Here is a 19,737-nt window from a genome sequence, read left to right on the forward strand (position 1 = left end):
CAGCGGACCGCGGCGGTGCGGAGGAGAGGCAGGTCACTACGGTGACCGGCGTGAGCTCAGCGGCGGGGACCGGACGGCGGCGGCAGGACGCGATCTACCGGGCCGGCGTGTACGGCCGGCACCCGCGGGTGCCGACGGTCTACCGGGCGCTGGCCAGGGAGGCCCGGCGCCGGCTGGACGCCCGCGCCTACGGGTACGTGGCCGGTGGCGCCGGCGACGAGGACACCCAGCGGGCCGACCGCACCGCCTTCGACCGGTGGGCCGTGGTGCCCCGGGTGCTCCGGGACGTCAGCGCGCGGGACACCTCCGTCGAGCTGTTCGGACGGCGACTGCCGGCCCCGGTGCTGCTGGGCCCGGTGGGCGCCCTGGAGCTGGTGCACCCCGAGGCCGACCTCGCGGTGGCCCGGGCGGCCGCGGCCGTCGGCGTCCCGATGGTGTTCTCCAACCAGGCGTCGGTGCCGATGGAGACCACGGCCGCGGCGATGGGCGACAGCCCGCGCTGGATGCAGCTGTACTGGTCGACGTCCGACGAGCTGGTCGAGAGCCTGCTGGGCCGGGCCGAGGCCAGCGGCTGCGACGCGGTCGTCGTCACCCTGGACACCACGATGCTGGGGTGGCGCCCGCGCGACCTCGACCTGGGCCACCTGCCCTTCGCGCTCGGCAAGGGCATCGCGCAGTACACCTCCGACCCGGTGTTCCGCGGGCTGGTGGCCGAGCGGGCGGCCGCGGCCGCGGCGCCGGCCACCGGGACGGCCGCCGGGCCGGTCGACCGCCAGCCGCGCCCCACGCTGGCCGCGGTGCGGGCGCTGGTCGGGATGGCGCGGGCGTGGCCGGGGCCGCTGGTGGAGAACCTGCGCTCACCGCTGCCCCGCGCCGCGGTCGAGACCTTCCTGTCCATCTACTCCCGGCCCTCGATCACCTGGGCGGACCTGGCCTGGCTGCGCGAGCGCACCCGGCTGCCGATCGTGCTCAAGGGGGTGCTGCACCCCGACGACGCGCGGCGCGCGGTCGACGAGGGCGTCGACGGGCTGGTGGTGAGCACGCACGGTGGGCGCCAGGTGGACCGCTCGATCGCCGCGCTCGACGCGCTCCCGGACGTGGTGGACGCCGTGGCCGACCGGGTGCCGGTGCTCTTCGACAGCGGGGTGCGCAGCGGCGCCGACGTGCTGGTCGCCGTCGCGCTCGGGGCCCGGGCCGTGCTGCTGGGCCGCCCCTACGCGTGGGGGCTGGGGCTCGCCGGCGAGGCGGGGGTGCGCCAGGTGGTCGAGGACGTGCTCGGCGAGTTCGACCTGACGCTCGGGCTGACCGGGCACACCGCGGTCGACCAGCTGTCGCGCGAGGTCCTCCGCCGGCGCTGAGACGGCACGCCGGTGGCCTCTTGACTTCGCGTTGTGAGCGGAGTCACAGTGGATGCGGGCGGGGGAAGCCGGCACGAATGGCCCTCCACTGCTGGAGGGACCGACCAACGCGGCCAGACCGTCAGGGCCGGCCCCCCGCCCGCCAATTGCCCTCTCGTGCGCCGCGCGCGCAGACTCCCGGCATGCCCGAGGTCGAGTTCGACGTGCAGTGGCCCGACGGCAGCCGGCAGTGGGTCTACTCCCCCTCGACCGTCGTCGAGGACGTCTTCACCGTCGGCACGGCGTACCCGCTGGCCGAGTTCGTCGAGCTCACCCGGACGGCGATGACCGAGGCCAGCCGCCGGGTGCAGGAGCGCTACGGGTTCCCGTGCTCGCGGGCCGCCGCGACGCTGGCCGGCATCGAGGGCACCGCTGCCCGCTTCCCGGACGGCCAGGTGCGGGTCGCCGGCTTCCGCCGCTAGCCGCGGGCCAGCGCGACGGCGCGCTCGACCCGTCCGCGCCAGGGCTCGCCGTGCCCGGGCAGCACCAGGTCGGCGTCCAGGCCGGCCAGCGGGCCGAGGGCCGCCGCCGTCGCCGCCTCGTCGTGGTCGAAGAACGCGGGCAGCAGCTGCGGCCCGGTGCGGCGGGAGGTGGGGTGGCCGGTGACCAGACCGTCGCCGGTGAGCACCGCACCGGAGCCCGGCAGCAGGATCGCGCTGTGCCCGACCGTGTGCCCGGGCGTGGCCACCGGCACCGGCCCCCCGGGCAGGTCGAGCGGGCCGGCGCCGGGGAACGGCCGGGCGTGCGGGACGGCGGTGGGCCGGGTGCCGCCCAGCCGCAGCACGCGGACCGCCCAGGGCAGCACGCCCGGCCGCCAGGCGTTGGCCAGCACCTGCACCGGCGTGGCCTGCTGCAGGAACTCGCGGTGGGCGTGCGGCACCTCGGCGGCGCTGCAGTACGCGGGCGTGCCGTACCGCGCGTGCAGCGGACCGGCGGCACCGATGTGGTCCACGTGCGCGTGGGTGACCAGCAGCGCCCGCACGTCACCCGGGTCGTGCCCGAGCAGCCGGATCGAGGACTCGACGTCGTCGGCCTGGCCGGGGTAGCCGGCGTCGACCAGCGTGAGGTCGCGGCCGTCCCGCACCAGGTACCAGTTCACGATGCCGCCGTCGACGCGGAACACGTCGTCGGCGACCTGCTGGACGTCGCTGCGCTGCATGCCCGGCAGTCTGCCCGCGCTCGGGGACGGAGACGGCCCCGCACCCACCAGGGGTGCGGGGCCGCTGCTCGGCCGATCGTCAGTAGTAGCTGCACACCTCGTCACTCACGATCGCGGGCAGGGAACCATCCACGCAGAGCTGGTCCGGGTAGACCCACGTCCACACCCCGTCGACGTCCTCCAGGAGGGTCGGCGCAGCCTCCTCTCCCGCCGGTGCCAGCTCGCCGTGCAGGAGCAGGACGGGGAAGGTCACGGCCCACTGCGCCACGCAGACCGGCGCACGACTCGTGCTCAGGTCGAAGGTGTACCCACCGTCCAGCGGCGGGAGCGCGGCCCTGATCGACTCGTCGTCGAGGCAGGCCGAGACGGCGCTGCTCGTGGCTGACGGGGCGGCGGGGGACGAGGTCGCCGGCGCCTCGACCGGTGGGGTCACCACGACGCTCGGCGGCTGCGCCTGGACGGTCGTGGGGGCGGCCGGCGGAGGGGGGGCCGGGGTGCTGATCGACGGGGTCGGAGCCACCGGGTCGGTGGCCGGGCCGCCGTCGGAGCTGTTCATCAGCGCACCACCCAGCGGGATGCCGGCGGCGATCACCACCACGCCCAGGGTTGCGGCGAGCAGGCCGGCCCGCTGGCGCCGCTGGTGCTCCCGGCGCCTGGTCAGCTGCTCGAGCAGGTGCGGCGACGGGTCGCCGACCAGGTCGGCGTCACGGTGCAGGGCAGCGGTCAGGTCGGTGTCGTTCATCGTGCTCCCTCCGGGGCGGCGACGGTCGTGGTGGGCTGGTCGAGCAGTTGGCGCAGACGAGCGAGGCCGCGGGAGGCCTGGCTCTTCACCGAGCCGACCGAGCACCCGAGGGCCTCGGCGGTCTCGGCCTCGGTGAGGCCCTCGTACCAGCGGAGCACCACCACCGCGCGCATCCGCGGCGGGAGCTCCTCGAGCGCCTGCAGCGCCCGGCCCGCCTCGATCGCGGTCGGCTCGCCGACCGGCTGCTCGGGCAGCTGGTCGCTGAGCACCTCGTGCACGCGCCGCCGCCGTCGCCAGCTGGTGTGGGTGGTCACGAGCACCCGGCGCACGTACGGGTAGGCCGCCTCGCGGTCGACCAGCCGGCCCCAGTGACGGTGCGTCTTGAGCAGTGCCACCTGCAGCAGGTCCTCGGCCTCACCCCGGTCGGAGGTGAGCAGGAAGGCCACCCGCAGCAGCGCGGGTGACCATCGTGTGACGAACTCCGCGAAGTCGTCGTCCAGCTCTCGTGCCACCGCAGTCCCCCTCGAGCGACGGCCCCAGCGGCCTCGCACCACCCATCAACACGCTCGCCGGGTGGGCAGAGGTTGAGAGCGCGGTCGGGAGTCTGCAGCGGGCCCCCCGACCGGGTGAGCAGCGACGCGCGGGGAGGCCTGGGAACACGGACGGCCCCGCTCCTCACGAAGAGGAACGGGGCCGCGCGCTGTCTCAACCAGACGTGCACCCGAAGGGACTCGAACCCCTAACCTTCTGATCCGTAGTCAGATGCTCTATCCGTTGAGCTACGGGTGCGTGGAGCTGTTCAGTTGTGGTGCGCGGAGGCTCCGGGATTTGAACCCGGGATGGGGATTAACCCAAACCGCATTAGCAGTGCGGCGCCATAGACCGGACTAGGCGAAGCCTCCCGGGGACCGGGTTGCCCCGGAACCACCGAGGAAGAAGGTTACCAGCGCCTGTCGGCGGCTCCCAACGGGGGTGTGCCCGGTCGGGAGCCGCCGTCGATCTCAGGCGTGCACGACGTCCCGCTGCGTCGCCGTCGGCAGCGTCGGACGGCGCCCCGGCAGCAGCGTGACCAGCACAGCGAGCGCTCCGGCGGCGGTGGCCAGCACCAGTGCGCCGGCCACCCCGAACGACGTCTCGATCAGGGCCCCGCCGACCGCGGCACCGATCGCGGAAGCGCCGAAGGAGACCGTCGAGAGCCAGGTGAACGCCTCCGTGGTGGCCGACGCCGGGGCGATAGAGCCGACCAGCGAGCTCTGCACCGTCAGGGTCGGCGCGATGGCCGTCCCGCCCAGGAAGAGCAGCACGCCGAGCAGCCACGGGCTGGAGACCACGGCCAGCGGGGCGAGGCCGATGGTGACGCCGAGCAGGCCCCAGCGGTACTGCCGGGGCAGCGTGGTGCTGATCATGCGGGCGCCGAACCAGAGCCCACCGCCGGCCGAGCCCAGCGCCCAGACGGCGAGCAGCAGGCCGCTCATGCCCGGGGAGCCGGCGGCGTCGGCGAACGCGGGCACCGCCACCTCGAGCGCGCCGATGCCGAGCATCAGCGCGGTGCCGCTCAGCAGGATCCGCGGCATGCCAGGCGTGGTCACCGTGGCGAACAGCGGACGCCGTCCGGACGCCGCGGGCACCCAGGAGCGCATCGGGGCGCTGGTGGCCACGCCGAGGGCGCCGGCGACCCCGAGCACCCCGGCGATGGCGAGAGCGATCGACGGGCTGGCGACGAAGGCGAGCAGCGCGACCAGCATCGGCCCGGCGACGAAGACGAGCTCGGTGGCGGTGGCGTCCAGCGCGTACGCGGTCGGGCGCACGCGCGCGTCGACCCGCGACCACAGCGCGCGCACGGTGCCGGCGACCAGCGGGGTGCTGGCGCCCACGGCACCGGCCGCGGCGAGCATGGCCGGGACGGGGGCGTCGGCGATGACGACGGCGGCCACCAGGGCCAGCAGCAGCGGGTAGACCGCGGACTGCGACAGCAGGACGACCCGGGGGCTGCGGCGGTCGGCCAGCCGGCCCAACACGGGGGCGATGATCGCGGTCGCGATGCCGTAGGTGGCCGAGACACCGCCGGCCACCGCGTACGAACCGGTCTGCTCCTGCACCATGAGGAGCAGCGCGAGCGGCACCATGGACGACGGCAGACGGCCGGCGAAGCCGGAGAGCAGGAGCACCGGGGCGGACGGCAACCGCCACACGGTGAGGTACGAACGCATGACTGTGCTCACTTCGGTTGTGCGAGGAGGGAATCTGTAGGCGGTCAACACACGTTGAGTCCCTACAGATTCCGAAGGCTACGGACTGACGGGTAGGGAGTCAAATGAACTACGACACCTACGGGTCGAGTGCTGTCGAGTTGGCGATCGACCTGGCCAACGCCGACCGCGACGACCCGGCGTGGGTGCGGTCGTTCCTCGACTCGCACCACGAGTGGTTCACCGACGGCACCGACCTGTCGCTGACCCCACCGGACGCCGGGCGGGTCGCCGAGACCTCCGGCCTGGTGCGCGACGTCGCGCTGGCCGAGAGCGAGCCCGACGTCATGGCGCGGCTCAACGCCCTGCTCGCGCTGGCCTCACCCCGGCCCTACGCCACCGACCACGACGGTGAGCTGCACCTGCACTACGCCCGCCCGGACGCCGACGCCGTCGAGCAGCTGACGACGACGGTGGCCATGGGCCTGTCCCAGGTCGTCGTGCAGCACGGCTGGCAGCGATTGGGCGTCTGCTCGGCCGAGGGCTGCGGCAACGTCTACGTCGACACCTCGCGCAACGCCAGCCGCCGCTACTGCTCCAACACCTGCGCCAGCCGCTCGACGGTGGCCGCCTACCGGGCCCGCCAGCGCGCCTAGCTCGTCCGGTGGACGCGGTGGAGCCCGCTGCTCCACTAGCGTCCGCACGTGCCCTCCCCCCGTCGCTGGGACGCGATGCTCCTCGAGCGCGTCGGCCGGCTGCCCACGACGCGGGTCGACCGGTGGCTGCGCCGGCTGTCCACCGCCGCCGACCACGGCAAGCTGTGGGTGCTGATCGGCGCCGTCCTGGGGCTGCAGCGCGGCACGTTCCGCCGGGCCGCCGTCCGCGGGGTCGGGTCGCTGGCGGTGTCGAGCGCGCTGGTCAACGTCGTCCTCAAGCGGCTGTTCGGACGGGTCCGGCCCGACCTGGCGGCCGTGCAGAGCTCGCGAGCGCTGCGACGGTCACCGCACACGCTGTCCTTCCCCAGCGGGCACTCGGCGTCGGCCGCGGCGTTCGCGGCCGGGGTGGCGATGGAGAGCCCGGTGGCGGGTGCGCTGATCGCTCCCGTGGCCCTGGGCGTGGGCTACTCGCGGGTGCACGTCGGCGTGCACTACCCGGGGGACGTCGTCGCCGGGATGGCGGTCGGCGGGGCGGTGGCGCTGGCCACCCAGCACTGGTGGCGGGTGCGGCCGACCGACCCGGCGCGGGTGTGGAGCGCCTGGGACGCACCGGCCCTGCCGGACGGCGAGGGCTTGGTGATCGCGGTGAACCCCCGCTCGGGACGGGAGGACTACGACCCCGCCGCGGACATCGCCGAGCTGCTGCCGAAGGCCGAGGTGCTGGAGCTGCGCGAGGGCGCCGGGGTGAGCGAGCTGCTGAGCGAGGCGGCGCAGTCGGGGCGGGCTCGGGCGCTCGGGGTGGCCGGGGGTGACGGGAGCGTGGCAGCGGCCGCGGCGGTGGCGCTGGAGTTCGGGTTGCCGCTGGCCGTCGTCCCCGCCGGGACCCTGAACCACTTCGCGCGCGACCTCGGGGTGGCGACGCCGCCGGAGGCCGCGGACGCCGTCGTCCGCGGGGAGGCCGTGCAGGTCGACGTCGCCGAGGTCAACGGGGTGCCGTTCCTGAACACGGCGAGCATCGGCAGCTACCCGGAGATGGTGGAGCGCCGCGACCGGCTGAGCGGGCGGATGGGCAAGTGGGCGGCGTTGACCGTGGCGGCGGCTCAGGTGCTGCGGCACGGGTCACCGGTGGAGCTCGACCTGAACGGACGGCGCATCTCGGCGTGGATTCTGTTCGTCGGGAACGGCTGCTACGTGCCGCGCGGGTTGTCGCCGGCGTGGCGGCCGCGGCTGGAGGACAGGCTGCTCGACGTCCAGTACCTGCGGGCGGACCTGCGGTTCGGGCGGACCAGGGCGGTCATCGCGACGCTGCTGGGGATCAGCGAGCACAGCCGTTCGTACGTGGGCTTCCAGGCGCCGGCGCTGACCGTGCGGTCGCTGTCGGGGCCGCAGCAGGTGGCCTACGACGGGGAGACCGGGGAGTCGTCGACGGAGTTCGTGTTCGGCAAGCGCGAGCGGCTGACCGTGTACTGCTCTCGGTGACCTAGTGCTCTGCTCCCCACCAGTGAGCAGAGCACTACTGTCCACAGACCCCACTCAGGGGGACGCGGCGAGCCGCTGACCTGCGTAGTCTCCTGAGGACTTTCTGCGCGGGGGCCTCGGGAGGGCAGGCGGATGCGGCTGGTGCGGGTGGCTGCCGGGGCGGTCACGGTGATCGCCGTGCTGGCCGGGTGCTCGGACGGCGGGACGGCCAACGAGACCCTGCCGTCGGTCTCCAGCAGTGCAGCGGAGACCAGCGAGAGCCTCCCACCCCTCGGCCCGCCCGATCTGCCCATGCCGGACGAAGCCCGCAAGCAAACCGAGGCTGGCGCCCTGGCGGCCGGCAAATACTTCGCCCAATTGACTGAGTATTCGTACCAAAGCATGGACCCGTCCGGTCTAACAAATCTGAGCAGCGAGTGCTCCTATTGTCGAGAACTGGCAGCATCGATATCTGAAGATCGGACCGCCGGATACCGGTACGAAGGCGGCGGGATAACCTTTCGAGATGCTGGTCAGGTGGTATTGAGCGGCAGTGGAGCCGAAGTGGCTTTTAGCCTGACGCAAGGCTCTCTGCAGGTGATCGCTGAGGATGGCAACACGCTCGCGGACCGGAGTCAGCCGACGTACGACGTATTCACATCTTTCGTGATGCGCTGGGACGAGGCGTCCGAAGCCTGGCTCATCACGCAAGTCTCCAATTCATGAAGCGCTCAATCGTCGCCACGGTTGCCGCACTGCTCCTCACGCTGATTCCTACCCTCGCAAAGGCCGACTGCATCGGATTTTGCCCAGCGCCGCCTACAACCTCTGTTGGCGATGGCGCTGTATCCGTGGCGTACATGACTGGGGCACCTGGAGACACTGCCAGAACGGCGTTTGCGGCGCAGGCCGCCCCAGTGCCGTACCGGTGGCGGCTATTGACGCCTTGTCAGGTTGATGACACAAACCTTGGCGGCTGCCAGGGTGGTCAACCCATTTGCGCCCAGCTGCCTGGTCGGATCATTGTTCTGTACGAGGTTCAGCGTCAACGCGTAGTTCAACCGGACAGGGCTCCAGTCGACGGGATTGCCCCGGACCCGGCCGCACCGGTCGGCCAGGGGTACGGGGGTTGGGCTAACGAGGGCTCAAGTTGCGTCGATGTCACGGACCTCAATCCCCCGCCATCGCCGGACGAGGTGTTCCGCTACTTCCAGACGCTGCCGCTCCCCCAGCTGACCACCCGCCAGCAGCCACCCGGCGAGGCCCTCGTCGGCCTGCCGGTCATCTTCTTCACCGACAGCCCCACCGCCCAGACCTTCACCGTCGACATCCGCGGCTTCACCGTCGTCATCACCGCCACCGCCACCAGCTACGCCTGGGACACCGGCGACGGCACCGTCCTCACCACCACCGACCCGGGCGCGCCCTACCCCGACCAGACCATCACCCACGACTACTCCTCCGGCACCTACACCGCCTCCCTCACCACCACGTGGGGCGCGACCTACGCCGTCGACGGGGGCGTGCAGGCCGACGTCCCGGGCACCACCACCACCCAGGGCGCACCGGTCACCTTCACCGTCCTGCAGGCCCGCACCGTCCTCACCGACCCCTACGACTGACGCACCGCCGACCGTCCAGGCCGTGCGCGTTCACCACAGGCGCCGTCACGCAGGGTCCTGCCGCGCGGGACGCCACGCCTGGGCCGCGTACGGCAGCCGCCCCCGCTTGTCGGGTCAGCGGGGCGGGAGGACCGTCGGCCCCACCTTCAGCAGGGGGGTGGGGGCGTGTCCTGGTGGGCGTGGCTCGCCGTCTGCTGGGTCGTCCTCGCCACCCTCACCGCCCTGCTCCTCGGCCGGGCCGCCCGGGTCGTCAAGCGCATGGAACGTGGCGCCGCCAGCACCGACGACGACGCCGACGACGGCCACCGGCAGGACGGGAGCCAGACCGGCTGAGCGTCACGGCCGGCGCGGGACCGCCTGCAGCACCGCGGCCAGCAGCACCACCGCCGTCACCGCCTCGCCGCCCTCCTCCAGGTACACCGCGAAGGCCAGCAGCACCGGGTCGCGGAACAGCACGACCACCAGGCTCGTCACCTGGTCCAGCCCCAGCGCCGCCACCGCGTAGGCGGCCAGCGCCCCGGTGACCGGCGCCGCCCCGGCCACCGACCAGCGCAACCCGGCGACCAGCAGCACCGGCAGGCCGACCAGGCCGAGCGCCACCCCCGCCACCAGGGTCAGCACCTGGCTGTCCTGCTCCGCCGAGGAGTGCGCGCTCACCGCCTTCGCGAGCGCGAGCACCACCGCACCGGCAGCCACGGCCGACCACCACAGCTGCACCCGGCCGCCCGTGCGCCGGGCGGCCGCCCAGGCGAGCACCGCCACCAGCACGAACACCGCCGTGGTGAACAGCCGCGGCAGCGAACCGACCGCGTCCAGCCCGAACAGCCGCTGCACCGCGGGCGCGGGGCACCGCCCGACGGCGCACCGCGCCTGGACGAGGAGCCCCAGGGTGAACACCAGCCCGCCGGCCGCGCCCAGCACGACGACCCAGCCGGCCCGCCAGGGGCGGCCGGTGGGCACGGCCGGGGCCACGCCGAACGGTCCTCGCGTCACCCGGCCATCATCCCGTCCCAGCTGTGACAAGCAGATGACCAGACCAGCGCGATCCCTGCATGATCATCCAACGAGCGGGCAGGGGCTTCGTCAGCTTCTGCCCGCCGAAGTCCCAGCTGACACCAGGCCTGTGCCACTAGGAAGGGCACATGCTCGCTGTCGCGCTCCTCGCCGCCTGGATCGTCCTCGCCCTGGGTGTCGCTCTGGTCGTCGGCGCGGGCATCCGGGTCGCCGACCGCCGCGCCCCCTTCACCGACCACCTCGCCGGCCTCCCGGCCGAGCTCACGGTCGATGACGTCCTCGGCGCGCGGGTCACCCAGCCCAGCCGCTGACGAACGGGCACGACCGCTCGTACAGCGGTGATCGACACTTCTCACTACGGTCGCAAGGCAGGGTTGCCCTGGTCCTGACCAGGGCACGTCCCAGCTGACGTCACCGATGGGAAGAGGTCCTCCATGTTGGTCCGCCGGATCGCCCGGCCCATGCTCGCCGGCACGTTCATCTACGGGGGGATCCAGACCCTCCGCAACCCGCAGAGCCGGGTTCCCGGCGCCGCGCCGATCGTCGAGCAGCTCACCGAGATCGCCGAGAAGCAGCTGCCCGTCCACGTGTCGCACGACGTCGAGCAGTGGGTGAAGATCAACGCCGGCGTGCACGTCGGCGCCGGCGCCCTGCTCGCCCTGGGCCGGTTCCCCCGCTTCTCCGCGCTGGCCCTGGCCACCTCGCTGGTGCCCACGACGTTCGCCGGCCACCGCTTCTGGGAGCACACCGACCCCAAGGAGAAGTTCGGCCAGACCAGCAACTTCCTCAAGAACACCTCGATGCTGGGCGGGCTGCTGCTCGCCGCCGTCGACACCGAGGGGAAGCCGTCGGTCGGCTGGCGCGCGAAGAAGACCGCCGGCGCTGCGGCCGCCGCCGCCGAGGCCAGCTACGAGAAGGCCTCGAAGAAGGCCGCCAAGGCGCAGAAGCGGGCCAGCAAGCAGGCCAAGAAGCTCAAGCCCTGACCCGGGCAGCATGACCCCGGCACCACTCACCCCCGCGGGCGCGCTCCGGAGGATCGCCTTCCTCCTGGAGCGCGCCCGCGAGCCGTCGTACCGGGTGAAGGCCTTCCGCACCGCGGCCACGGTGATCAGCGCGCTGGACGACGCCGAGCTCGACCGCCGGGTGCGCACGAAGACGCTGAAGGACCTCAAGGGCGTCGGCGACAAGACCGCGGCCGTGGTCCTGGAGGCCCACCGCGGCGAGGTGCCCGAGTACCTGGTGAAGCTGGAGCAGGCCCACGCCGAGCTCACGCCGCTGGCCGACGACGCGGCCGCGCTGCGCGCCGCGCTGCGGGGTGACCTGCACGCCCACTCCGACTGGTCCGACGGCGGCAGCCCGATCCGGGAGATGGCCGAGGCCGCGATCGGCATCGGCCACGACTACCTGGCGCTCACCGACCACTCCCCCCGCCTGACCGTCGCCAACGGGCTGAGCCCGCAGCGGCTGGAGCAGCAGCTGGACGTGGTGGCCGCGCTGAACGAGGAGCTGGCGCCGTTCCGGATCCTCACCGGCATCGAGTGCGACATCAACGTCGACGGCTCGCTGGACCAGACCGACGAGCTGCTCGGCCGGCTGGACGTCGTCGTCGCCAGCGTGCACTCCGAGCTGCGCGCACCGCGGGCGCAGATGACCGAGCGGATGCTGGCCGCCGTCGAGAACCCGCACACCGACGTCCTCGGGCACTGCACCGGCCGCCTGGTCATCGGCCGGCAGCAGCGCAACGGCACGCAGCGCCCCCGGCCGGAGAGCGAGTTCGACGCCGAGGCGGTGTTCCGCGCCTGCATCGAGCACGGGACGGCGGTCGAGATCAACTCACGCCCGGAGCGGCTCGACCCGCCCCGGCGGCTGCTGGCCCTCGCCGCCGACCTGGGCTGCGACTTCTCCATCGACACCGACGCGCACGCCCCCGGCCAGCTCGACTGGCAGGACGCCGGCTGCGCCCGGGCCGTGGAGTGCGGCGTGCCGGCCGAGCGGGTGGTCAACACGCGGCCGGCCGACGAGCTGCTCGCCCGCACCCGCGGCTGACCGGCCGTCGCCGCCGCGGGGCGCCCCGGTCAGGGCGTCGTGGGCGGGAGCGCGTCCAGCCGGGCGTTGACCGCATCGGCGATCGCCGCGTGCCCGGTCGGGTCCGGGTGGATGCCGTCGTCGATGACCCACTCCGGGTGCTCCTGCAGCGGCTGGCCGACGTCCAGGTAGCTGCCGCCGGCCCCGGTGACACCGACCCGGACCGCCTCAGCGACGAGGGCGAGCTCGTCCGGGGGCGCTCCGTCGGACCACAGCGGTGAGATCGCGATGATCCGGGCAGCGGGCAGCTGCTCGCGGAGCGTGCGGAAGAACGCCGCCACGCCGTCCGCGTAGTCGGCGTCGTCGGCCACGTCGACCTCGTTCCGCCCGCCGGAGACCACGACCACGTCAGGGGCCACGGCCACGGCGTCGTCGATCATCTCGGTGTAGGTGGGGCAGCGGTCGAGCGAGCAGGCCGCCTGGGCGACGTCCCCCTCGAGGGCGGTGACGTACCCGGTGCCGCCGCGGCCGAGGTTCGCCTCCCGCCAGCCCTCGTGCGCGGCCACCCGGGCGGTGAAGGACTGCTCGGGGGCCTCCGTCCCGGCGCCGACCGTGTACGAGTCGCCGATGAAGGCAGCGACCGCCGGCGCGGCTCCGGCCTCCTCGGACGGGCTGGGCGCAGCGGCCGCCGCCAGCCGGGCGCGCTCGGCCTCCGGCAGCGGGTCCTGCAGGCGGCCGGTGGCCATCGGGTAGAGGAAGGCGAGCAGCGCGACCCCCACGAGGATGACACCGAGGGCCCACCAGGGGGCTCCGCCCGGGCCGGACGTCCAGTCGCGCTTCCCCATCCGGGCCATGGCGCGGGACGCTACCGGCGGCTGGGCCCCAGATGGCGGGCTTCTCGCCTTCCATGACTCACCGCGCCCGGTCGACCACGGGGAGCCGCCTCAACCGGCCAGATGGCTCCGGGCCGAGGGGTGCGGCGGCAGCCGCCAGGCCGCACCCAGCCGCTCGTCCAGGACCGGGTCGAAGGCGTCCAGCCCGCCGCCGGGGTAGGGCGTGAGCTCGCTGAACCACACCTCGCCGTCGACGTCGTAGAGGTCGACCCGCACGAAGTCGAACGCGGCGCCGAGCGTCGCGGCCACCTCGAGCATCCGCGGCAGGGACGCCGGCGGCGGCGTGACCGGACCGGCCGGCACCGCCTCGACGACGTCGACCGGCGTCCAGTCCGGGGTGTACAGCCGGCGCCGGTGGTCGCCGAACCGGCCGGTGTCGACCTGCACCAGCTCGACCCGGCCGTCGAAGACCAGGAACTTGTGGTCGGCGGGCGGGTCGCCGGCGCCGAGGAACTCCTCGGCCAGCAGCAGCCGGCGGGCCTGGCTGTAGACCCACTCGCCGCGGGTGCGGAACAGCGGCTCGTCCAGCCAGCCGGCGGTGACCCGGCGCAGCTCGGCGGCGTCGGGCCGGCCGGTGCCGACGTGCACCCGCATCGAGCCGTGGTTGGGCTTGAGCACCCACCTCGCGGGCAGGTCGGGAGCGGCGGCGAACGCCCCGACGTCGGTGCCGCTCCACAGCACGGCCGGGACCCGCAGCGACGGGCACACCGCGGTGGCGTACGCCTTCATCGCCAGCTTGTCGCCGAGCTGGCCGACCAGCGGCCGGCGGTCGTGCACCACCCGCCAGTTCACCTTGTCGGTGAACGTGGTCCGGCCGGGCCAGCGGCCGTGCGCCGCGCGGAAGAGCACGGCGCGCTTGAGCCGGAGCGGCAGCCGGGTCACGACGCCGTCCGGGAGCGACACGGCAGGCACCGGCCCAGTCTGCCGTGCACAACCGAACGGCGGATCGTAGGGTGCTGCGGTGAGCCAGGCGTGACCCCCCAGCCCCTGCCCGCCCGCGTCGGCTTCCTCGCCAAGGACCCCTGGAACCCGGCCATCCGCCGGGAGCACATGATCGCCCGGGAGCTGGTCCGCCGCGGGTCCGAGGTCGACTTCGTGCAGGCGCCGGCCGACGTCCGCCGAGTGCGCACCGACCCGGCCAACTGGGGGCGGCACCTGCGTCGCGCCCGCTTCGAGCCCGTGGCGCCGGGGGTCCGCGTCACCGAGCGGTCCACCCTGCAACCCGGCTTGCGCAACGGGCTCGCCGAGCGCGCCGACGCGGGGCTGCTCCGGTCGTTCCTGCGCCGGTCGGGGTGGGACCCGGCGCTGTCGGTCTTCATGCTGCCCTGGGAGTGGCGCGCCGCCCGGGGGCTGGGCGGCCGGGTGGTCTTCGACTGCACCGACGACTGGGCACGGCTGCTCCCCCAGGCCCGCGGGCTCGGCGACCAGCTCCGCCGGATCGCCGACGAGGCCGACGAGGTGGTCGTCGTCAACCAGGTGCTGGCCGACCTGTTCCCCGGCCGGACGCCGGTCGTCGTCCCCAACGGCGCCGACGAGACGCTGCTCACCGCGCCGCAGACAGTCGAGCGGCGGGCCCGGCACGCGGTCTACGTCGGCAGCATCTCCGACCGGTTCGACGTCGACCTGGTCAGGGCCGTGCTGACCGCGCTGCCGGACTGGACGCTCACCGTGCACGGCCAGCTGGTGTTCCCGCTGCGGGCGCAGGCGGCGCGGGAGCGGTTCCTGGCGTTGGAGCAGGACCTCGGCGGGCGGTTCCGCCACGCGGGGCTGCTGCCGCGCGAACGGCTGGCGGACGTGCTGGACGCCGCCACGGTGGCGCTGGTCCCCGACGTCGCCAGCATCGCGCTGGGCCAGTCGTCGATGAAGACCTACGACTACTGCGCGCGCGGCGTGCCGGTGGTGGCGACCGCCGGGCACCTCGAGCACTCCAGCGACGCTCCCCCGCACGCCACCGTCGTCCGGGGTGCGGCGGAGATGGCCGCGGCGATGGTCGCGGCCGCCGACGAGCCGGTGGGGCACGCCAAGGAGCGCATCGACTGGGCGGCGGAGCGGACCTGGGACCGGCGCACCGACGCCTGGCTGGACGCCGCGCTGGGCGATCGTCCGGTTCCCGTGACAGGAGTGGCTCCGTCGCGAAGTCGTCCGGTGCGCTGACCGTGTGTCGACCGTCCACGCACGGAGAGTGGCCCTAGCGTTCCGGCATGACGACGCGCAGCGCAGCCGCCACGGACTCCGCCGACCCCGCCATCGCCCTCGCCGACGCCCTGCAGTCCGGCTTCGCCGCCCAGCGCTCCGGCTGCCAGCGGGCCCGCACGACGACGGACCGCACCGTCCGCCGCTGACCGGTTCGGCCGGGGGCCGACCCACCGCCTGGCTCGGGGGAGCTGCGACCAGCGAGACTGCAGCCATGGCGCAGAACCGGATGCGGCTCACCCACGCCCAGCTCGCCGACCTGGCGCGGCACGCGTTCGGCCTGACGCCGGGCGCGCCCGACCTCCCGGCCGACACCGAGTTCGAGGACGCCGAGGGCGTCCTGGTCGCCGTGACCTCCGGCGACGGGCTGTCCGTCCGGGAGATCCCCCGCTGGCGCTCGCCGGACAGCGTCCGCGCCGAGCTGGCCCGGCGCGGCTGGGCGCAGCCCGCCACCTGGGTGGGGCAGCCCCCCGACGACGTCTCCGGCCTGCCCGACCGGTTGCTGGTGCTGCTGCCGGTGGCCGGCACCGCACCGGACTCCGTCGCCATCTCGCTGGGCGCCGCGGTCTGGGCCGACCGGGCGGTGGGCCGCGAGCTGGTCATCGTCCCGGTGCCGGTCACCGCCGGCGACCCCGAGCTGCCCTGGCTGGAGCTGGCCGCCGCGTACGGGGCCGGTCCGGTCGCCAGCCACGTCGACCCCCGGCCGCCGACCACCGGCGGGCGCGCGGTGATGTTCACCGGGCTGTCCGGCGCCGGGAAGTCCACCATCGCCAGCCGGCTGGTCGAGCTGCTGCTCGAGGGCGGGCACACCGTGACGCTGCTGGACGGCGACGAGGTGCGCACCCACCTGTCGGCCGGGCTGGGGTTCTCCAAGGCCGACCGGGACACCAACGTGCGGCGGATCGGCTGGGTCGCGGCCCAGATCGCCAAGCACGGCGGGCTGGCCGTCTGCGCACCGATCGCGCCCTACGCCGCGACCCGCGCCGACGCCCGGCGGCTGGTCGAGGAGCAGGCCGGCCCGGGGTCGTTCGTGCTGGTGCACGTGGCCACCCCGCTGGAGGAGTGCGAGGCCCGCGACCGGAAGGGCCTCTACGCGCGGGCCCGCCGCGGCGAGATCGCCGAGTTCACCGGGATCAGCGACCCGTACGAGGAGCCCACGGACGCGGAGCTGACCATCGACACCCGCTCGTCCAGCGTCGACGAGAGCGCCCGGCTGGTGCTGGCGCACCTCGCGGGCGGCTGAGCGCCCGCGCGGGTCAGCGGAACAGGTCGGTGATGCCGGCGGCGCGGTGCGGCCGGGCCGCGGGGGCGTCGATGGTCTCGGCGTCGGCCTGGCGGCGGAGCAGCCACTCGGCCGGGAGCACCAGCCGCGGGGCCACCCCGACCAGCACGGCGACGAGGACGGCGACCGCCCCGAACGCCTCGCCGGTCTCCTCGACGAAGGTCGCGGCCGAGGACCAGTACAGGCTGCCACCGGCCCGGCCGACCAGCGCCGAGACGCCGGACAGGCCGACCGAGGCGACGGCGTAGAGCCCGAGGGCGATGAGCACGCGGCGCCGGTCCCGGCGCTCGGTGCGGCTGAGCCACCACAGCGCGGCGAGCACGACCCCGACGACGGCGGCGCTGGCGGCCGCGGCGGCGAAGGGGTGGTACCGCAGGCCGACGGCGGCGAGCGCGTCGGTGTGCACGGTGCCGCCGGCCTTGACCTGGCCGATGACCACGGCGACCAGGGCGACCGCGGTCCACCACGGCCGCCGCCCGGTGCCGCGGACGGCGCCCATCAGCGCGGTCAGCGCGGCGGCGAGGAACAGCGCGGCGATGAACATCCGCGGGATGCCGAGCGGGGCGTCCATCGACCAGAGCGGGGCGTTGCGCTCGTTGCCCGAGGTGCGGACGACGAAGCCCACGGCCTCCAGCGTCACGCCGGTCAGCAGGAGGGCGACCGCCAGCGGCGGCACCGGGATGCGCCGGCGGCGCACGGCCGGGGTGACCGGCTCCGGGCCCCGGCCCAGCGAGCGGCGCTCGCGGGCGTCGGCCTCACGCAGCGCCAGGCCGAGCAGCGGCGCAGCCACCAGGGCCAGCCCCGTCCACCCGATCAGCGCCCAACCCCACCACGGCATGCAGTTCCCATCGGTCGCCCGGGCCCGGACCTTGAGCCCACCCGGCCAGCAACAGTGCCACGGGGCCCGGCCGGTGCCGGGGAGCGGCCGGGCGAACGGGGACGGTTCGTCCCAACCGTCGCTCCCGCCCCGCTAGGCGAGCGCGCCGATCGCGTCGAGCAGCCGCCCGGCGAGCTCGGGCCGGCAGACCAGCAGGTCGGGCAGGTAGGGGCTGGGCTGGTTGTAGCGCAGCGGGGAGCCGTCGAGCCGGCTGGTGTGCAGCCCGGCCGCCCGGGCGACGGCGACCGGGGCGGCGGAGTCCCACTCGTACTGCCCGCCGCCGTGCACGTAGGCGTCGGTGACGCCGCGGACCACCGACATCGCCTTCACCCCGGCCGACCCCATCGGCAACAGCTCGGCGTCCAGCCGCTGCGCCAGCGCGGTGACCAGCTCCGGCGGGCGGCTGCGGCTCACCGCCAGCCGCATCGGGCCGTCGGACCGGGACGGCGCCGCGTCGACCCCTCCGGTGCCCAGCGTGGTGGCCTCGGCGGGCAGCGCCACCGCGCCGGCGACCAGCTCGCCGCGCTCCCACAGCGCGACGTGCACCGCCCAGTCGGCGCGGTCGAGCTCGGCGAACTCGCGCGTGCCGTCGAGCGGGTCGACGATCCAGACCCGGTCGGCGGTGAGCCGGACCCGGTCGTCGGCGCCCTCCTCGGACAGCACGGCGTCGTCCGGGCGCACCGCGGCGAGCCGGTCCACCAGGAACCGGTGCGCCTCGGCGTCCCCGGCGGCCTTGCGGGCCGCCGCGTCGGGAAACTCGCGGGCGCGCACGCGGAGCAGCAGGTCACCGGCCTCGGTGGCGAGGGCGGCGGCGGTCTCGTGGTCGGAGGGGGTCACCGAGGCTCTTCCGTCGGGGGCGATGTCCCATCCAACCGCGTGGTCGGCGACCGGCGTCAGCCGGCGCGGCGCCCCAGCGCGCGGTACGACCAGCCGGCGGCGACCCAGGCGCTGCGGTCGAGGGCGTTGCGGCCGTCGAGCACCCGCTTCTGCTGCACGATCTCGCCGAAGGCCACCGGGTCGAGCGACCGGTACTGCTGCCACTCGGTGAGCACCAGCACGGCGTCGGCGCGCTCGGCGGCCTCCTCCGCGGTCGCCGCGTAGTCCAGCTGCGGCCACAGCCGCCGGCTGTTCTCCACCGCGGCCGGGTCGGTGACCCGCACGACGGCGCCCTGCAGCTGCAGCTGGGCGGCGACGTTGAGCGCCGGGGAGTCGCGGATGTCGTCGCTGTTGGGCTTGAACGCCGCCCCCAGGACGGCGACCCGCTTGCCGAGCAGCGAGCCGTCGCAGACCTCGCGGGCCAGCTCGACCATCCGGATCCGGCGCCGCATGTTGATGTTGTCGACCTCGCGCAGGAAGGTCAGCGCCTGGTCGGCGCCCAGCTCCCCGGCGCGGGCCATGAACGCGCGGATGTCCTTGGGCAGGCAGCCGCCGCCGAAGCCGAGGCCGGCGTTGAGGAACTTGCGGCCGATCCGGTCGTCGTGCCCGATGGCGTCGGCCAGCTGCTTGACGTCCGCGCCGGTGGCCTCGCAGAGCTCGGCCATCGCGTTGATGAAGGAGATCTTGGTGGCCAGGAACGAGTTGGCGGCGGTCTTGACCATCTCGGCGGTGGCGTAGTCGGTGATGACCTGCGGGGTGCCCACCGCGACGATCGAGGCGTACACCTCGTCGAGCAGCGCCCGCGCCGTCGCGCCGTCCGGGCCGACCGGGAGGCCGTAGACCAGCCGGTCGGGGTGCAGGGTGTCCTCGACGGCGAAGCCCTCGCGGAGGAACTCGGGGTTCCAGGCCAGCATCGCGCCGGGGACCTTGCCGGTGACCAGCTCGGCCAGCCGGGCGGCGGTGCCCACCGGCACGGTCGACTTCCCGGCCACGAGGTCACCGGGCTTGAGGGCCTCGATCAGCGACTCGACGGCCGCCTCGACGTAGCGCAGGTCGGCGGCGTACTCGCCGCGCTTCTGCGGCGTCCCGACGCAGACGAAGTGCACGACGGCCTCGCCGGCGTCGGCCATGTCGGTGCTGAAGCGCAGCCGGCCCGACGCGATGGACTTCCCCAGCAGGTCCTCGAACCCGGGCTCGTAGAATGGTGCCTTGCCGTTCTGCAGCGCCTCGACCTTGGGTGCGTCGACGTCGATGCCGACGACGTCGTGCCCGAGTTCCGCCATGGAGGCGGCGTGCACCGCTCCGAGGTAGCCGCAGCCGATGACCGAGATCTTCATGGACGTCGTTCTCTCCC

Annotated in this window: 23 protein-coding genes and 2 tRNA genes; 13 read left to right on the forward strand and 12 right to left on the reverse strand. The window is 74.4% G+C overall.

All coding sequences use genetic code 11. The features are described 5' to 3' along the window. Positions 1-50 precede the first annotated feature (50 nt). Positions 51-1,358 (forward strand): alpha-hydroxy-acid oxidizing protein, encoded by a 1,308-nt coding sequence (locus tag FHX36_RS13480; protein ID WP_110550840.1) that lies wholly within the window; start codon positions 51-53, stop codon positions 1,356-1,358. A 182-nt stretch (positions 1,359-1,540) separates the two neighbouring features. After that, complete coding sequence (locus FHX36_RS13485) at positions 1,541-1,819, forward strand: MSMEG_0570 family nitrogen starvation response protein (protein WP_110550806.1); 279 nt, start codon at positions 1,541-1,543, stop codon at positions 1,817-1,819. On the opposite strand, the gene FHX36_RS13490 is transcribed toward FHX36_RS13485, so the two are convergent. From FHX36_RS13490 to FHX36_RS13515, 6 genes are all read right to left on the reverse strand, one after another. Continuing rightward, positions 1,816-2,556, reverse strand: coding sequence for an MBL fold metallo-hydrolase (locus FHX36_RS13490; RefSeq protein ID WP_110550807.1), 741 nt, complete (start codon positions 2,554-2,556; stop codon positions 1,816-1,818). The genes FHX36_RS13485 and FHX36_RS13490 overlap by 4 nt on opposite strands. Before the next feature lie 79 nt (positions 2,557-2,635). Continuing rightward, positions 2,636-3,298 (reverse strand): hypothetical protein, encoded by a 663-nt coding sequence (locus FHX36_RS13495; RefSeq protein ID WP_110550808.1) that lies wholly within the window; start codon positions 3,296-3,298, stop codon positions 2,636-2,638. After that, on the reverse strand, positions 3,295-3,810 hold the full coding sequence (locus FHX36_RS13500; RefSeq protein ID WP_110550809.1) for a SigE family RNA polymerase sigma factor: 516 nt from the start codon (positions 3,808-3,810) through the stop codon (positions 3,295-3,297). Before FHX36_RS13500 ends, FHX36_RS13495 begins: the two co-directional genes overlap by 4 nt. 204 nt (positions 3,811-4,014) lie before the next feature. Next, positions 4,015-4,087 (reverse strand) — tRNA-Arg (locus FHX36_RS13505). A 24-nt stretch (positions 4,088-4,111) separates the two neighbouring features. After that, positions 4,112-4,200: transfer RNA gene (locus FHX36_RS13510), tRNA-Ser, on the reverse strand. Positions 4,201-4,299: 99 nt separating this feature from the next. Next, the gene (locus tag FHX36_RS13515; RefSeq protein ID WP_181428626.1) at positions 4,300-5,508 is read right to left on the reverse strand and encodes an MFS transporter; all 1,209 of its coding nucleotides are present in this window, start codon (positions 5,506-5,508) and stop codon (positions 4,300-4,302) included. Between the two features lie 104 nt (positions 5,509-5,612). On the opposite strand from FHX36_RS13515, the gene FHX36_RS13520 reads away from it, so the two are divergent. The 5 genes from FHX36_RS13520 (at position 5,613) to FHX36_RS13540 (ending at position 9,556) form a co-directional block, all read left to right on the forward strand. Continuing rightward, positions 5,613-6,143, forward strand: coding sequence for a CGNR zinc finger domain-containing protein (locus FHX36_RS13520; protein ID WP_110550811.1), 531 nt, complete (start codon positions 5,613-5,615; stop codon positions 6,141-6,143). A 48-nt stretch (positions 6,144-6,191) separates the two neighbouring features. Beyond that, positions 6,192-7,622 (forward strand): bifunctional phosphatase PAP2/diacylglycerol kinase family protein, encoded by a 1,431-nt coding sequence (locus FHX36_RS13525; protein WP_146251511.1) that lies wholly within the window; start codon positions 6,192-6,194, stop codon positions 7,620-7,622. A 132-nt stretch (positions 7,623-7,754) separates the two neighbouring features. Further along, positions 7,755-8,327, forward strand: coding sequence for a DUF6318 family protein (locus FHX36_RS13530; RefSeq protein ID WP_110550813.1), 573 nt, complete (start codon positions 7,755-7,757; stop codon positions 8,325-8,327). A gap of 470 nt (positions 8,328-8,797) precedes the next feature. Then, entirely contained in the window at positions 8,798-9,223 is a 426-nt protein-coding gene (locus FHX36_RS23005; protein WP_246405474.1) for a hypothetical protein, read from the forward strand. Between the two features lie 165 nt (positions 9,224-9,388). Continuing rightward, on the forward strand, positions 9,389-9,556 hold the full coding sequence (locus FHX36_RS13540; RefSeq protein ID WP_181428627.1) for a hypothetical protein: 168 nt from the start codon (positions 9,389-9,391) through the stop codon (positions 9,554-9,556). Positions 9,557-9,559: 3 nt separating this feature from the next. Here the strand turns inward: FHX36_RS13540 and FHX36_RS13545 are convergent, their stop codons facing one another. Then, entirely contained in the window at positions 9,560-10,216 is a 657-nt protein-coding gene (locus FHX36_RS13545; RefSeq protein ID WP_146251512.1) for a hypothetical protein, read from the reverse strand. 149 nt (positions 10,217-10,365) lie between these two features. On the opposite strand from FHX36_RS13545, the gene FHX36_RS13550 reads away from it, so the two are divergent. From FHX36_RS13550 to FHX36_RS13560, 3 genes are all read left to right on the forward strand, one after another. Then, on the forward strand, positions 10,366-10,548 hold the full coding sequence (locus tag FHX36_RS13550) for a hypothetical protein (protein ID WP_110550816.1): 183 nt from the start codon (positions 10,366-10,368) through the stop codon (positions 10,546-10,548). A 123-nt stretch (positions 10,549-10,671) separates the two neighbouring features. Beyond that, a complete protein-coding gene (locus FHX36_RS13555; RefSeq protein WP_110550817.1) occupies positions 10,672-11,220 on the forward strand; it encodes a DoxX family protein in 549 nt (182 codons plus the stop codon). A 10-nt stretch (positions 11,221-11,230) separates the two neighbouring features. After that, on the forward strand, positions 11,231-12,283 hold the full coding sequence (locus tag FHX36_RS13560) for a PHP domain-containing protein (protein WP_110550818.1): 1,053 nt from the start codon (positions 11,231-11,233) through the stop codon (positions 12,281-12,283). Positions 12,284-12,312: 29 nt separating this feature from the next. Here FHX36_RS13560 and FHX36_RS13565 read toward each other — a convergent pair whose 3' ends face one another. Beyond that, the gene (locus FHX36_RS13565) at positions 12,313-13,116 is read right to left on the reverse strand and encodes an SGNH/GDSL hydrolase family protein (RefSeq protein ID WP_110550819.1); all 804 of its coding nucleotides are present in this window, start codon (positions 13,114-13,116) and stop codon (positions 12,313-12,315) included. A gap of 90 nt (positions 13,117-13,206) precedes the next feature. Continuing rightward, on the reverse strand, positions 13,207-14,067 hold the full coding sequence (locus FHX36_RS13570; RefSeq protein WP_181428628.1) for an ATP-grasp fold amidoligase family protein: 861 nt from the start codon (positions 14,065-14,067) through the stop codon (positions 13,207-13,209). Positions 14,068-14,127: 60 nt separating this feature from the next. Between FHX36_RS13570 and FHX36_RS13575 the strand changes: the two genes are divergently transcribed. The 3 genes from FHX36_RS13575 to cysC all read left to right on the forward strand — a co-directional run bounded on the left by FHX36_RS13575 (position 14,128) and on the right by cysC (position 16,591). Continuing rightward, positions 14,128-15,309 (forward strand): glycosyltransferase family protein, encoded by a 1,182-nt coding sequence (locus tag FHX36_RS13575; RefSeq protein ID WP_181428629.1) that lies wholly within the window; start codon positions 14,128-14,130, stop codon positions 15,307-15,309. A gap of 47 nt (positions 15,310-15,356) precedes the next feature. Beyond that, complete coding sequence (locus FHX36_RS13580; RefSeq protein ID WP_181428630.1) at positions 15,357-15,497, forward strand: hypothetical protein; 141 nt, start codon at positions 15,357-15,359, stop codon at positions 15,495-15,497. A 65-nt stretch (positions 15,498-15,562) separates the two neighbouring features. Further along, a complete protein-coding gene (gene cysC / locus FHX36_RS23010; RefSeq protein WP_110550822.1) occupies positions 15,563-16,591 on the forward strand; it encodes an adenylyl-sulfate kinase in 1,029 nt (342 codons plus the stop codon). A 13-nt stretch (positions 16,592-16,604) separates the two neighbouring features. On the opposite strand, the gene FHX36_RS13590 is transcribed toward cysC, so the two are convergent. The 3 genes from FHX36_RS13590 to FHX36_RS13600 all read right to left on the reverse strand — a co-directional run bounded on the left by FHX36_RS13590 (position 16,605) and on the right by FHX36_RS13600 (position 19,720). Beyond that, complete coding sequence (locus FHX36_RS13590; protein WP_110550823.1) at positions 16,605-17,468, reverse strand: hypothetical protein; 864 nt, start codon at positions 17,466-17,468, stop codon at positions 16,605-16,607. 132 nt (positions 17,469-17,600) lie between these two features. After that, complete coding sequence (locus FHX36_RS13595) at positions 17,601-18,344, reverse strand: 3'(2'),5'-bisphosphate nucleotidase CysQ (RefSeq protein WP_110550824.1); 744 nt, start codon at positions 18,342-18,344, stop codon at positions 17,601-17,603. A 56-nt stretch (positions 18,345-18,400) separates the two neighbouring features. Then, positions 18,401-19,720, reverse strand: a complete 1,320-nt coding sequence (locus FHX36_RS13600) for a UDP-glucose dehydrogenase family protein (protein WP_110550825.1) — start codon at positions 19,718-19,720, stop codon at positions 18,401-18,403. Between the last annotated feature and the right edge of the window lie 17 nt (positions 19,721-19,737).

Source organism: Modestobacter versicolor (assembly GCF_014195485.1).
Classification (GTDB): domain Bacteria; phylum Actinomycetota; class Actinomycetes; order Mycobacteriales; family Geodermatophilaceae; genus Modestobacter; species Modestobacter versicolor.

Excerpts from the sequence above, each read along its gene's own strand:
- cysC (WP_110550822.1), top strand. The coding sequence starts at position 15,563 with ATGGCGCAGAACCGGATGCGGCTCACCCACGCCCAGCTCGCCGACCTG.
- FHX36_RS13580 (WP_181428630.1), top strand. The coding sequence starts at position 15,357 with ATGACGACGCGCAGCGCAGCCGCCACGGACTCCGCCGACCCCGCCATC.
- FHX36_RS13495 (WP_110550808.1), bottom strand. The coding sequence starts at position 3,298 with ATGAACGACACCGACCTGACCGCTGCCCTGCACCGTGACGCCGACCTG.
- FHX36_RS13555 (WP_110550817.1), top strand. The coding sequence starts at position 10,672 with ATGTTGGTCCGCCGGATCGCCCGGCCCATGCTCGCCGGCACGTTCATC.
- FHX36_RS13565 (WP_110550819.1), bottom strand. The coding sequence starts at position 13,116 with ATGGCCCGGATGGGGAAGCGCGACTGGACGTCCGGCCCGGGCGGAGCC.
- FHX36_RS13520 (WP_110550811.1), top strand. The coding sequence starts at position 5,613 with ATGAACTACGACACCTACGGGTCGAGTGCTGTCGAGTTGGCGATCGAC.
- FHX36_RS13530 (WP_110550813.1), top strand. The coding sequence starts at position 7,755 with ATGCGGCTGGTGCGGGTGGCTGCCGGGGCGGTCACGGTGATCGCCGTG.
- FHX36_RS13600 (WP_110550825.1), bottom strand. The coding sequence starts at position 19,720 with ATGAAGATCTCGGTCATCGGCTGCGGCTACCTCGGAGCGGTGCACGCC.
- FHX36_RS13485 (WP_110550806.1), top strand. The coding sequence starts at position 1,541 with ATGCCCGAGGTCGAGTTCGACGTGCAGTGGCCCGACGGCAGCCGGCAG.
- FHX36_RS13590 (WP_110550823.1), bottom strand. The coding sequence starts at position 17,468 with ATGCCGTGGTGGGGTTGGGCGCTGATCGGGTGGACGGGGCTGGCCCTG.
- FHX36_RS13560 (WP_110550818.1), top strand. The coding sequence starts at position 11,231 with ATGACCCCGGCACCACTCACCCCCGCGGGCGCGCTCCGGAGGATCGCC.
- FHX36_RS13490 (WP_110550807.1), bottom strand. The coding sequence starts at position 2,556 with ATGCAGCGCAGCGACGTCCAGCAGGTCGCCGACGACGTGTTCCGCGTC.
- FHX36_RS13550 (WP_110550816.1), top strand. The coding sequence starts at position 10,366 with ATGCTCGCTGTCGCGCTCCTCGCCGCCTGGATCGTCCTCGCCCTGGGT.
- FHX36_RS13515 (WP_181428626.1), bottom strand. The coding sequence starts at position 5,508 with ATGCGTTCGTACCTCACCGTGTGGCGGTTGCCGTCCGCCCCGGTGCTC.